Source organism: Bradyrhizobium sp. MI1.7 (genome assembly GCF_055811795.1).
Genome location: NZ_JBVVPO010000002.1, coordinates 334,789 through 347,995 on the forward strand (window position 1 = coordinate 334,789; position 13,207 = coordinate 347,995).

Genomic DNA, 13,207 nt, shown 5'->3' on the forward strand with positions numbered 1-13,207 from the left:
ACACCTGACACACGAGCAGTTTTTGTGCAGCGGGCTGCCCAATTCTCGGGCCCCATTCATCCAATTTTTTGTACGCCCGCGGACAAGCTTTCCCGTCCGCACTCCACCTAGGCTCGTTCCCGAGATCTGGAACATGGCCAGTGCCATGACAATTCGAAGGAGCTGGAGATGGAGACACGGGTATTGCCCCATGCACGGGGGATCGCACGCGCATCATTGCCATGGCGCAAGGTCGCGCTCGGCGCAACCATCGCTTTCGGCTTCGTCGCCGCGGCACCGCTGAGCGCGCAGGCCGCCGCACCCGCCGCCTGCGCCGCACTCCAGGAGAAATATCCGGACTGGAAGGGCAAGACCCTCGTCAACGCCATCAACCCGCACACGCCGGGCTATGAAACGATCGACCCGAAGGATCCCAGCAAATATATCGGCTTCGACATTGATCTTGGCGAAGCCATCGGCGAATGCCTCGGCTTCAAGCTGACCTACAAGCCGGTGACGTTCGCAGCACTCCTCACAACACTCGCTGCCGGCCAGGCGGACATCGTCATCTCCGACATCTATGCCACCAAGGAGCGCGCCAAGGCCGCCGACTTCATCACCTACTCGAAAGTGTTCGACGGCGTGCTGGTCGCCAAGGGCAATCCGAAGGGCATCAACGGCATCAACATGTCGATGTGCGGCACGGCGGCCGCCGAAAACACCGGCTATGTCGAGGTGCCCCTGATCCAGGCCCTGATCCCGGAATGCAAGAAGGCCGGCAAGGCCGAGCCGACAATCCAGCTCTACGACAACAACGCCAACTGCATCCAGGCGATCCTGGCCGGCCGCGCCGACACCTACATCAACGACGTCAATACCGTCGACAGTGCGGTGAAGGCCTATCCGGACAAGCTGGAGAAGGCGGTCGCGGTGACGATCCCGTATTCGGTCGGCATCGCCGTCCCGAAGGACAAGCCGAAATTCCGCGACGCCGTGCTGGCCGCACTGATCGAGGTGCAGAAGGCCGGCACGCATATGGAGCTTCTGAAGAAGCACGGGCTCGATGTGAACAACTTCAAGGAACCGGACATTCTGACGGCTGACTGATGTCGCTGTTTCTCCATTACCTGAGCATGCCGTATCTGCTCGAGGGCATCGAACTCACCCTCGAGGTGACCGCCCTCGGGCTCGGCGGCGGATTGATCCTCGGATTGATCCTCGCCGGCATGCAGCTCTCGCGCTTCTGGCTCCTGGCGGCGATCGCCAGGGCCTACACCGTGATCTTCCGCGGCACGCCGCTGATTCTGCAGATGGTGTTCGCCTACGATGCGTTGCCGCATATCGGCATCAAGCTGCCGGCGGTGCTGGCGGCCGGCCTCGCGCTCGCCTGCAACGAGGCGCCGTTCATCGCGGAGATGCTGCGCGCCGGCGTGCTCGGCGTCGACCGCGGGCAGGTGACGGCCGGCCAGGCGCTCGGCATGACGCCGCGGATCCTGATGTGGCGGGTGATCGCGCCGCAGGCGATCCGCACCATGATCCCGGCCTTCGGCAACGAGGCCGTCAGTGCGCTGAAGAATTCCTCGCTGGCGTCCGTCGTCGCGGTCCAGGAGCTGACCTTGCGCTCGACCCAATTGGCGTCCTCGACCTTCGACTTCTTCTCGATCTTCTTCGCCTCTGGCCTCTTGTACCTCGTGCTGACCTTTGCCATCAGCGTCATCCAATTGTTCGTCGAATGGCTGCTCGATCTCGACCGCGCCAAGGGACGGAAGCGCAAACTCGCCGATTACCTGCCGTGGCGTCGCGTCGATCTCGGCACCAAGCTGGAGCTTGCGGAGGCGACCGTCGCCGATCCCGAACCCGTGCAGGCAGAGCTGACCGACACGCCGCCGCTCGCTCTGACCAGAGAGGAGCGCACGCGGCGTTCCGCGACGATCGCGCGCAACAACATCGCGGTCGAGACCAAGGACCTCACCAAGAGCTACGGCACGCAAAAGGTGCTCGGCGGCCTCGATCTGACCGTTCGCGTCGGCGAAGTGGTCGCGCTGCTCGGCCCCAGCGGCTCGGGCAAGAGCACGCTGCTCCGCTGCATCAACCATCTCGAAAGCTGGGACGGAGGCACCGTGCGCGTCGGCGGCCGCCGTCTCGGCTTTGACGACGACGGCAAGTTGCTGTCACCCCGGGCCATCGCCAACGAGCGGGCAACCGTCGGTGTCGGCATGGTGTTCCAGCAGTTCAATTTGTTCGCCCATCTGTCGGCACGCGAAAACATCGCCGGGCCTTTGCGCTGGGTCCACGGTATGACCCGCATCGACGCCGACCGTCGCGCCACCGAGCTGCTCGACCGTGTCGGTCTCTCGCATCGCGCCGACGCGCTGCCGCGACATCTCTCCGGCGGTCAGCAGCAGCGTGTCGCCATCGCCCGCGCGCTGGCACCCAATCCAAGCGTGCTGCTTTTGGACGAGCCGACCTCGGCGCTCGATCCCGAGCTCGTCAACGAGGTGCTTGAAGTGATCCGGCGGCTCGCCATCGACGACGGCCTCACCATGATCATCTCGACGCACCAGATCCGCTTTGCCGATGAAGTCGCCGATCGCGTCGCTTTCCTGAGCGGCGGCGCGATCATCGAGGAGGGGCCGGCGCACGAGGTGCTCACCAATCCCCGCAATCCGCTGACGGCGCGTTTCCTCAGCGTGATGGAAGCCGACAAGACTCCGGAGGCAGTGCGATGAGCGCTGCCTTCGTAAGATTCAAGACTCCCGAAGAGGCCATCTCATGAAGCATTTCACGCTGCCGGTTTCGCCGAAGACCGTCCACTGGGGCTATTTCTCCAAGAAGGTCACGCCGGCCCTGACGCTGCGCTCGGGAGACCGCGCCACCATCGAGACGCTGACCCATCATGCCAATGACGATTACGAGCGCATGATCCAGGGCGATCCCGGTGCCGAGAGCGTGTTCCAGTGGACGCGCGAGCACAAGGCGGTGGCGCGCCGCGGCTCGGGCCCGACCGAAGGTCCGTTCATCCGCGGCGCAGGCGAGGGGATCGGCGTGCATCTCCTCACTGGTCCCGTCGCGATTGAAGGTGCCGAGCCCGGCGATATCCTGGAAGTGCGCATCCTCGATATCAGGCCGCGGCCGAGCTGCAGCGCCTGCCACGCCGGCCGCTGCTTCGGCTCCAACGTCGCCGCCAATTGGGGCTTTCACTATCACGATTTGATCGAGGAGCCGAAGCCGCGGGAGGTCGTCACCATCTTCGAACTCGACACCTCGGGCGAGCCCCATGCGAAAGCGGTCTACAACTACGTCTGGACGCCGCAGACCGACCCCGACGGCATCGTGCATCCGACCATCGACTATCCCGGCGTCCGCGTCGATCACGCCACCATCAAAAAACGCGAGAACATCCTGGCGAGCGTGAAGGTGCCCGCGCGATTGCATTTCGGCACCATGGGCCTCGCGCCGTCGGAAGCCGATTTCGTCAGCTCGATCCCGCCGAGCTACACCGGCGGCAACATCGACGACTGGCGCATCGGCAAGGGCGCGCGGATGTTCTATCCAGTCGCAGTCCCCGGCGCCTATTTCTCGGTCGGCGATCCCCACGCCGCGCAAGGCGACAGCGAGCTCGGCGGCACCGCAATCGAGACCTCGCTCACCGGCGATTTCGAGTTCATCCTGCACAAGAAGGCTGATCTGGCCGGCACCAATCTGGAGGGCCTCGACCATCCGATGCTGGAGACCGATCACGCTTGGTCGTTCTACGGCTTCACCTATCCGAACTATCTCGCCGCGCTCGGCGCCGACGCACAAACCGAGATTGCCAATCACTCGAGCCTCGACCGTGCGATGCGCGATGCGTTCAGAAAACTCCGGCGGTTCCTGATGACCGTGCACGGTCTCAGCGAGGACGAGGCGATCTCGCTGCTGTCGGTCGGCGCCGATTTCGGCGTCACTCAGGTCGTCGACGCCAATTGGGGCGTCCACGGCACGATCCGCAAGAACATCTTTCGGTGCGATTGATGGGGGTAGCCCGGATGGAGCGAAGCGTAATCCGGGAATCGGGCCGCCATCGACGCTGTCCCGGATTGCGCTTCGCTCCATCCGGGCTACGCAGCGTGCTTGATGCGGCAATTGGGCTCTAACACTCTGAAGGAAAGTCCATTTCCCGGATGAACGTGTGACCAAAGAACGTCATTTGCGGCCCGTTGCTGCGACGGATGACCGCGTTCGTCTGGCACAGAGGTTGCTTCGATCAACTGCAACCTGGGTTGATCCGATGAGCTTCCGGCCGTTCACGAGCGAGTCCTACGCGCAAGACGACCGCCCCGAAGCCTGGCGGGACGTGCTGGCGGCGGTCGGCCTGCAACCGGCGACCGGTCATTCCTTCTTTGACGGACACGCAACCGCATCGCATCGCAATGCCGCGGGTGTCGCGCTGACGCGGATCGCCGCGGCCGCGCAGACCATCGGTCCGCTCTCGCAATCCAACGAAGATATTCCGATCGCGCTGATCCCGGTCGAGGACGGCATGGTGCTGAAGAGCGCCGGCGGCCACCGCATCGTTCCGGTCGGCCATCTCGTGCTGCTGCCGCGGAGCGGGGACTGGAGCATCGTGTTCCAGCGTGACATGCGGGCCATCGTGCTGTCGGTGACCTCGGAAGCGCTGCACGGACGCCTCTCGGGCAGGCCGCGGCTCGGCGAGCCCCGCGTGGTTCCACCAAGCGGCTTTGCCGATGTGTTCTCGCGTCTGCTGGATGCGACCGCGCGCACGCTCGACACGCTGAGCGATGCCGAATGGAATTCGGTCGCGCAGTCGCTCGTTGATCTGCTCCTGACGCTCGCGCATCAACTGGCGGCCTCGACGTCCGATGCCGGATCGAGTGCGACGCAGGCAGCGCTCCTGCATCGGATCTGCCAGACCATCGAGCGGCGGCTCGACGATCCCGAACTGGCGCCGGCGCGCGTCGCGCAGGCCGAGGGGATTTCCGAGCGCTACCTGCAAAAACTGTTCGAGACGGTCGGCGACAATTTCACCCATTACGTCCGGGAGCGCCGCCTCCAGCGTGCCTGGGCCGATCTGTCCAATCCGACCGAGGCGATTCGTTCGATCTCGGAGATCGCCTACGCCTACGGCTTTAGCGATTCCGCACATTTCAGCCGCGCCTTCCGTCATCGCTTCGGCCTGCCGCCCCGCGAGTTTCGCCAGCAGGAGGCGGAGCGGGCGACCTTGCAGCACGGCATTGCCGGCCAGCGCGGCTGGCCGCAGGAGGCGCTGGCGCAGCTCCGCGTGCATTCGAGCGTCGAAGCACGCAGCACCGTTGCGTGTGCCGGCACCGAGGAGCGGACGACCACGGAACGCAGGCATCACCATCTCCCGGTCGAGGCCAGCCGCGTCCATTGGGGTTATTTCAGCCGCTCGCTATCGCCGCAAATCGAGATCGCCTCCGGCGACACCATCACCATCGAGACGCTGACGCAGCACGCCTCCGACGCGCCCGAGATGATGATCGCGGGCGATGCCGGTGCTGAAAGCGTGTTCGGCTGGACACGGGACAAGAAGAACGTCGATCGTCGCGGCGCTGGTCCGATGGACGCGAGTGTGTTCGGCCGCGGCGCCGGCGAAGGATTTGGCGTGCACATCTGCACGGGGCCGGTCGCGGTGAAGGATGCCCAGCCCGGCGACGTGCTGGAGGTGCGCATCCTCGACATCGTGCCGCGCGCGAGCCGCAATCCGAACCATGCCGGCCGCGTGTTCGGCTCCTCGGTCGCGGCCTGGTGGGGCTATCACTACAACGAGTTTCTCGGCGGTCCCATGCCGCGCGAGGTCGTCACCATCTACGAGATCTTCGACGATCCAGAGGAGCCGCACGCCCGGGCGCTTTATTCCTATCGCTGGGAGCCGCAGACCGACCCCTTCGGCGTCGTGCACGCCACCTACGACTATCCCGGCGTCCCCGTCGCGCCGGCCACGGTGAAGCGCCGGCATGCCGTACTCGATGGCATTCGCATTCCCCTGAGGCCACATTTCGGCGTGATCGCGGTGGCGCCGCGCGAGGTCGATTTCGTCGACTCCGTGCCGCCGTCCTATTTCGGCGGCAACCTCGACAATTGGCGGCTGGGGAAGGGGTCTACCGTCTATCTTCCGGTTTCGGTGCCCGGCGCGCTGCTGTCGGTCGGCGATTCCCACGCCACGCAAGGCGACGGCGAACTCAGCGGCACGGCGATCGAATGCTCGATGACAGGGACATTCGAGGTGATCCTGCACAAGAAGGCCGATCTTGCAGGCCGGCCCTTTGCCGATCTCTCTTATCCCCTGATCGAGACCGAGACCGACTGGGTGCTGACCGGCTTCAGCCATCCCAACTATCTCGCCGAGTTCGGCGCGCAGGGCCAAAGCGAAGTCTACACAAAATCCTCGCTCGACCTCGCCATGAAGGATGCGTTCCGGAAAATGCGGCGCTTCCTGATGAACGTGAAGGGCCTCAGTGAGGACGAGGCGATCGCGCTGATGTCGGCCGCCGTCGATTTTGGCGTCACTCAGGTCGTCGACGGCAATTGGGGCGTGCACGCCATCCTCAGCAAGCGCCTGTTTCAGGACGCGACTTAACAAGGACATCCCAAGTGAAATTCCACATGATCAGCGGCGGACCGAAGCCGGTCGCGCCCTTCAGCCACGCCGTCGAGACCGACGGGTTTGTCTTCGTCACCGGCCAGATGCCGGACACACCGCAGGCGCCGGGTGTGCTGCCCGACGGCATAGAGGCGCAGACGCGGGCCGTGATGGAGAATTTGAACGTGGTGCTCGCCGGCCTCGATCTCGGCCTCGAGCACGTCGTGATGACGCGGATCTATCTGACGCGTTTCAAGGAAGACTACGCCTCAATGAACGAGACCTATCGCAGCTTCTTCGCACCGGATCGTTTGCCGGCTCGCACGTGTGTCGGCGTCACCGGGCTCGCCTATGATGCGCTGATCGAGATCGACCTGGTGTGCCGGCGGCCGTGAGCTCGGCTTTCGCAGCCCGGACGAGCGAAGCCATATCCGGGACCGCCTTCACTCTCGTGCCCCGGACGCTGCGCAGCACGAAGTGATGCGCTGCAGAGCCGGGGCCCATGTCACAGCTAAGGTGCGGCTTTCTGGGTCCCGGCTCTGCGCCGCAACGTTTCACGTTGCAGCGCGTCCGGGACACGAGAGTGGCAGTTGCCAAACGCTCCCTCCACTTCGTCTTAAATTGCAACCCGCGCGTGCAAGAAGTCTTGATCGGCGGTGATCTAGGAGTGATCCGCAGCCTTGAACGCACCAATGGCAGCCAGCGACCAATCCATAGAGTGCCCAAGGATCAGTGGAACGTGATCGCACCTCCTCTTCCTAAAGCACCAAAATGGTGCTTTAGTGCTTTCCATGAGCCCGTCGTCCCGAAACGCGCCATCCGCGCTGCGTTACAGGCTTGCTCCTGACCCGGCCGCCAAGGCCGCCATGGAGGCGACGTTCAGGGCCTATGACCGCATGATGGAGATCCTGGACGAGGTGGCGCGGAGCCATAACGTCGGCTCCAATGTCGTCCTGCTCCATGCCCATGCCTATGAGCCGATCCGGAAAGAAACCGCACTGCCGTCGCGGCTGGTGACGCTGGGCCTGCGCGACCGCGCCGATTATCGTGCCGCGCAGGGCCGCCGCCTGCCGCTGGACGACAAGCTCGCCAAGATCAAGGGCCCCGCCACCATTTCGATTGCAACCGTGCAGGGGCGCTTCAGCGTGCCCTTCGACTATGCCGGCTATGCCGAGGGTTGGGGGCAGAGCGCGCCCGCGCACCTCATCCGCACCGACGACGGCTTCGAAGTTCACTACGGCGTCACGCCGAACAATCTGCCAGAGGAGGAGAACGCTATGGATACCATCGCTGCCGCCCCCGACAACTTCCTGTCCCGGGTCGGGCGCCTGATCGCCGGGATCGCCTATGACGCGATCGAGCAGGCGGAGGGGAAGAACAAGCTAAACGTGGTTGGCCAAGCCATCCGCGAGATCGAGCGCGCGGAGAGCGAAGCGCGCGATGCGCTCGCGGCCGCGCGCGCCGAGGAATACCGTCTCAACGCGCGCCGCACCGAGATCGAACGCGAGATGACCGATCTTGCGCCCAAGATCGAAGGTGCGATTGCTGATAGCCGGGACGATCTCGCACGCGCCGGCATCGCGCGGCAGATGGACCTCGAGGCGCAGTTCGAGGTGCTCTCCCGCGCCATTGATGAGAACAACGAGAAGATCGAGCAGTGCGTGACGTCGCTGCGCGCCGTGCTGTCAGCGCTCCAGGATGCCGAGCAACGCCGCGCCGATCTCGAAAAGAGCGAGGCTCAGGCAAGCCATCAGGCCTCGACGTCGCCTCGGAAACCGGGCGGCGCCTCGGCGGCGGCAAAGGCGCTGCGCGCGGGCAGGGCGGTGGCGCGCGCCACCGGCGTTCCGGCCTCCATCCCGTACTCAAGCGACATCGACGAGCTCAGTACGTTGCATCGCGACAAGGAAATTGCAGCGAGGCTGGCGCGATTGAAGTCGCGCTCCTGAGTAATGTGTCATGAGCGCTCTGCTCGAACACGTGATGTCGCCGGAGGTCAGGCCGTTCGCGATCGCGGCGGCCATGATCCTCATCGTCGGCTCGATCGAGGTGGTCTCGATGCTGGTCGGGGCCTCGCTGAGCGAGATGCTCGGCACCAACATCGATTTCGGTAACCCCAGCGACAATGGCGTGATCAACGCCATCTCCTGGATCAATGTCGGCGGCGTGCCGCTCCTAATCTTCCTGCTGCTGCTGCTCGGCGCGTTCTCCATCACCGGCTTCCTGATCCAGGACATTGCGCGGATGGTGGCCGGTCCCTTGCCGGCAACGCTCGCCTCGGTCGGAGCGGTCGCCGTCTCGATTCCGCTGGTCCGCGCCGCAAGCAGGGGCATCGCGCGGGTCATTCCCAAGGATGAAAGCTATGCCGTCGGCCTCGGCGATCTCGTCGGCCGCGTCGGCGAGGTCGTGATCGGCCCGCTCGATCAGGGGCCGCCCGGCCGCGTCAGCGTCGCCGACATCCACGGCAACCGCCATTTCGTCTGGGCGGTCGCCGCACCGTCATCATCGCCCCTGCCGCAGGGAACTATGGTCCTGCTGGTCGATCGCGCCGGCACCCGCTTCGTGGCGGTGAAGGCCGACGATGAACTGAAACCTTCCAAGCCCACTCTAAGCAGCTGACAAGCCATTTATTGGAGAAAGTCATGTTCGACATCGCAGTCCCGGCCGTGATCGGCGTCGCGCTGATCGTCGTCCTCGGGATCGTCTTCACCATCCTCTATAAGCGCGCCACCCGCGACGAGGCCTTCGTGCGCACCGGCCTCGGCGGCAAGAAGGTCGTGCTCGACGGCGGCGCCATGATCCTGCCGATCTTTCACTCCTATGCCAGCGTCAATTTGAAGACGCTGCGGCTCACCGTCGAACGCAAGGAGCGGGAGTCCCTGATCACCAAGGACCGCCTGCGCGTCGACATCGTCGCCGAGTTCTACGTGCGCGTTCGTCCTGACGATGAGAGCATTGCGCTCGCGAGCCAGACGCTGGGCGCGCTGACGAATGACGCCGAAGCCCTGCGTAACCAGGTCGAGGCAAAATTCGTCGACGGCCTGCGTTCAGTGGCGGCCACCATGTCCATCCTGGAGTTGCAGGAGAAGCGCAGCGACTTCGTCAAGCATGTGCAGGCGACAGTGGAATCGGACGTGAAATCCAACGGTCTCGAGCTTGAATCGGTGTCGCTGACCAAGCTCGACCAGACCGACGTCAAATTCTTCAACCCGGAGAACTTCTTCGACGCCGAAGGTCTGACCCAGCTGAAGACCGTTACCGAGACGCGCCGGCGCGACCGCAACTCGATCGTGCGCGACAACGAGGTGGCGATTGCGCAAAAGGATCTCGAGGCGCGGCAGCAGACCCTGACCATCGAGCGCACCAAGAAGGAGGCCGAGCTCTCCCAGGAGCGCGACATCGCGAACAAGACCGCGAGCACCCGCGCTGAAGTCGCGACTGCGACCCAGACGGCGCGCCTGACCGAGGAGAACGCCCGCATTGATACCGACCGCGCCGTTGCCGAGAAGGAGGCCGGCGCCAAGCAGGTCAAGGAAACCGCGGTCATCGAGTCGGATCTGGCGATCAACAAGCGCAAGACCGACGCCCAGCGCGAAATCCAGATCGCCACGCAGGAGAACGAGATCCAGATCGCGGCCAAGAGCAAGCAGACCTCGGAAGCCGTCGCCGACGCCAAGACCGCCGAGGCGCTCGCCGTCTCCGCGGAGGAAAAGGTCGTGACCGCCCGCGCGGTCGAGGTCGCCGACCGTGCCCGTCTCACCCAGGTGCTCGCCGCGCGCACCGAGGCCGAGCGCAAGTCGACCGAGTTGATCGTCGCCGCCGAAGCCGAGAAGAGGGCTTCGCTCGATCGCGCCGAGGCCGTCAAGACGCTGGCCACGGCGGAAGCCGAGTCCAACAAAATTAAGGCTGTCGGTGTCAGGAACATCGGCGAGGCCGAGGCCGCAATCATCACGCTCAAGAACGAGGCGCAGAACAAGCTCGGTGCCAACGTCATCGACTTCGAGCTCGCCAAGAAGCGGATCGAGACCATGCCCTCGGCGCTAGCCGAGATGGTGAAGCCGATCGGAAATCTCAAGGACGTCCGCATCCTGCACACCGGCGGCGCGTTCGGCGGCAATGGCACCGGCGGCGGCAATGTCGGCTTCGGCGAAGGGCTTGCGGGCGAGCTCCTCAAGGTGCACGCGCTGCGTCCGATGATCGACGAGATCCTGCGCCAGAGCGGGTTTGCGCCGGGCGAGGATCCCGTGAAAGCGCTGGTCGGCGCCGTGACGGGAAAGAGCAACGGCGCCGCAGTGCCGGCGCCCGTGCCGGAGAAAACAAACACCGCCGATCTATGAACGCCGGTTCATTGCTGCGGAGAATTCGAATCGATATGAACTGCCCGTGCGCGTCTCGCGTCGCGCACGCTCCGGAGCGTCGATCGATCGCGTGTTGAACCACTCGATCGCGCTCCGGGTGAATTCTTCGAGGCAACGCCATTTGTTGCCGCGGTGCCTGCGCGGATCGACGTCAGGCACCGGAGCCTCTTTCGATCGGGGGAATTTCACATGAAGTATTTTCTGTCCGGACTGATCGCGATCGGTCTTGCGATCGCCGCTGCGCCGTCGTTCGCGGCCGACGCCCGCAACGTCACCGTCGTCAACGAGACCGGCTATGCCATCAAATTCCTGGGCTTCAACGCACCGGACGACGGCCTGGACGAATGGGAGAACGAACTCGACAAGGTTTTGCAGAACCAGGCGAGCACCTATGTCGAGTTCGAGGAGGACGACGAGGGATGTGTCTGGAACATCCGCGTCGACTGGCAGAACTATGACGAGTCCGTGCTCTGGAAGAACGTCAACCTCTGCAAGATCACCGCGCTTCGGCTGCGGTACGATTCCGGAACCAAGACCACGTCCTTCGTCGCCGAATAGTTTGACCTGACTTGAGCCAGGGGAGGGGCGGCGGCCCTTCCTCGGCGCATTGTGCAAGATCGCGAATTCGTCCTTTGCAAGCGCAAGCGGCTTTGTTATACGCAGCCGCGCGCGAACGACTGGTTCGCCCTTTCCTCGGTAGCTCAGCGGTAGAGCATCCGACTGTTAATCGGATGGTCGCTGGTTCGAATCCAGCCCGGGGAGCCATTTACTGTGCATTAAGCCTTTGATTTCAAAGCGCTTTTTCAAATTTAAAAAAGGCTTTCCCCGCTTTCTCTCCCCGCTTTGATCAGGCGCCGCCCGGGGCCGGCTCACCTGCAAGCTAGCCTGCACGCGCGGCCCTCGCGCAAGATCTGGTGGGTAGGAAATAAATTTACTCCATATGCGGTTTCTCTATGGCCATATTGCCCGAAAGGTGTATAATGCTCATTATGGCGACGTTGTGCGATTCGTGGGCGCTCACGTGACTGCCTGACGGGCACCTAGCCCGTCATCGGCTCTCAGCCGAGGTAATGCAGCCGCTCAGCGGCAACGCTAACCGAAAACTCCACACACCATGCACACTCTAAATCCGTCCGTCGACGAGCCCATGCTCGTCTCGATGAAGCACGCATGTGCGCTCACTTCGTTGAGCCGCACGATGCTCAACCGCTACCGCGCGGAGGGCCGCTTTCCTGCGGCCGTCCCGCTCGGGGACCGCCGCGTCGCCTTCGTCCGTCAGGAAGTGAATCAGTGGATCGCTGACCGCATCGTTGCGCGTGGCGCCAACGACAATTCAAAGAGCGGCACCCAAGCCGCCTGACGCTCGATCGGCGCAAGCCGAGGTACGCAGCGGCACAGCCGCAACCCCAATAGGGGGATTTTCCACTTGAGAATAATTGATATCCGCCCGGCACCGCCTGGCTCGTCGACGATTGCGTACGTCGATGTCGAATTAATCGACGGCGCCAAACTATTCGGAATCCGCGTCTCGCGGGCTGATGACGGCACGTATCGCGCATTCGGCCAGAACTCCGAGCGCGGACGTACCTGCTCATTCTCTCAAGCCATCGTCGCAGACATCGCAGCAGCAACCATTTCTCAACTCTCATTGACGGGCCATCGCACCAATGACCGCACTCGCAGCTAACAACACCGACAAAAACGATATCGCCGACCTTCGGCGCACACTCTGCGAGAACGGCTATCCCCACATCCCTGTGAAGGATAAGGGTCCGCGTATTCCTGGCTGGGCGAAGAAGCGTATTACCACGGGCCAGGTAGATGGGTATCTTCGCCAATATCCTGACCACGTCCGCACTGGCATTCTGTGCGGCAACGATCTCGTCGCTATTGATATCGACGCGCCAATCGAGGCAGTCAGCGAGAGGCTGTTCACTCGGCTGACCGAGGTTGTGCACGCCGCTGCACAAGCACCACGCCGTACCGGTAAAGCGCCAAAATGCCTATTCCTATTTCGAGCCACTGAGCCGGGCGACAAGAGTGCCACGCCAGAATTCAAGATCGACGGCGCTAAGCATCAGGTCGAGGTTCTGCGCGACGGGCAGCAGTTTGTCGCATTCGGCGATCACGTCGAAACCGGCAAGCCGTATCGTTGGGATAATGGCTCACCGCTCGATGTGAGGCCAGTCGATTTGCCCGCCATAACCAACAGTGAGATCGCCGCGTTTCTTTCCGAGGCCGAAACTATTCTCGCTGGCCTTGGCGAGCG

The 13,207-nt window shown here is 63.6% G+C and carries 12 protein-coding genes and 1 tRNA gene; all 13 read left to right on the plus strand.

What is annotated here, in order from left to right; genetic code table 11:
- The first annotated feature begins 168 nt into the window (after nt 1-168).
- A complete protein-coding gene (locus AC0L3X_RS04420) occupies nt 169-1,086 on the plus strand; it encodes an ABC transporter substrate-binding protein (RefSeq protein ID WP_071914115.1) in 918 nt (305 codons plus the stop codon).
- The gene (locus AC0L3X_RS04425; RefSeq protein ID WP_283016439.1) at nt 1,086-2,708 is read left to right on the plus strand and encodes an amino acid ABC transporter permease/ATP-binding protein; all 1,623 of its coding nucleotides are present in this window, start codon (nt 1,086-1,088) and stop codon (nt 2,706-2,708) included. Before AC0L3X_RS04420 ends, AC0L3X_RS04425 begins: the two co-directional genes overlap by 1 nt.
- Nucleotides 2,709-2,751: 43 nt before the next feature.
- On the plus strand, nt 2,752-3,993 hold the full coding sequence (locus AC0L3X_RS04430; protein ID WP_283016440.1) for an acetamidase/formamidase family protein: 1,242 nt from the start codon (nt 2,752-2,754) through the stop codon (nt 3,991-3,993).
- A 256-nt stretch (nt 3,994-4,249) separates the two neighbouring features.
- A complete protein-coding gene (locus tag AC0L3X_RS04435; RefSeq protein WP_354079861.1) occupies nt 4,250-6,580 on the plus strand; it encodes an acetamidase/formamidase family protein in 2,331 nt (776 codons plus the stop codon).
- 14 nt (nt 6,581-6,594) lie between these two features.
- The gene (locus AC0L3X_RS04440; protein WP_283016442.1) at nt 6,595-6,978 is read left to right on the plus strand and encodes a RidA family protein; all 384 of its coding nucleotides are present in this window, start codon (nt 6,595-6,597) and stop codon (nt 6,976-6,978) included.
- Between the two features lie 387 nt (nt 6,979-7,365).
- Complete coding sequence (locus AC0L3X_RS04445) at nt 7,366-8,529, plus strand: PspA/IM30 family protein (protein WP_283016443.1); 1,164 nt, start codon at nt 7,366-7,368, stop codon at nt 8,527-8,529.
- A 10-nt stretch (nt 8,530-8,539) separates the two neighbouring features.
- Complete coding sequence (locus tag AC0L3X_RS04450) at nt 8,540-9,199, plus strand: OB-fold-containig protein (protein WP_354131357.1); 660 nt, start codon at nt 8,540-8,542, stop codon at nt 9,197-9,199.
- Nucleotides 9,200-9,222: 23 nt separating this feature from the next.
- Nucleotides 9,223-10,917, plus strand: a complete 1,695-nt coding sequence (locus AC0L3X_RS04455; RefSeq protein ID WP_283016444.1) for a flotillin family protein — start codon at nt 9,223-9,225, stop codon at nt 10,915-10,917.
- A gap of 210 nt (nt 10,918-11,127) precedes the next feature.
- Complete coding sequence (locus AC0L3X_RS04460) at nt 11,128-11,496, plus strand: hypothetical protein (protein ID WP_063983400.1); 369 nt, start codon at nt 11,128-11,130, stop codon at nt 11,494-11,496.
- 132 nt (nt 11,497-11,628) lie between these two features.
- Nucleotides 11,629-11,703, plus strand: a tRNA-Asn gene (locus tag AC0L3X_RS04465).
- Between the two features lie 382 nt (nt 11,704-12,085).
- A complete protein-coding gene (locus tag AC0L3X_RS04470) occupies nt 12,086-12,298 on the plus strand; it encodes a helix-turn-helix transcriptional regulator (protein ID WP_473316273.1) in 213 nt (70 codons plus the stop codon).
- A 66-nt stretch (nt 12,299-12,364) separates the two neighbouring features.
- Nucleotides 12,365-12,625 (plus strand): hypothetical protein, encoded by a 261-nt coding sequence (locus AC0L3X_RS04475; RefSeq protein ID WP_144030746.1) that lies wholly within the window; start codon nt 12,365-12,367, stop codon nt 12,623-12,625.
- Nucleotides 12,606-13,207 (plus strand): bifunctional DNA primase/polymerase (locus AC0L3X_RS04480; protein WP_473316274.1); only part of this gene is annotated, 602 nt, incomplete at its 3' end. The genes AC0L3X_RS04475 and AC0L3X_RS04480, both read left to right, overlap by 20 nt.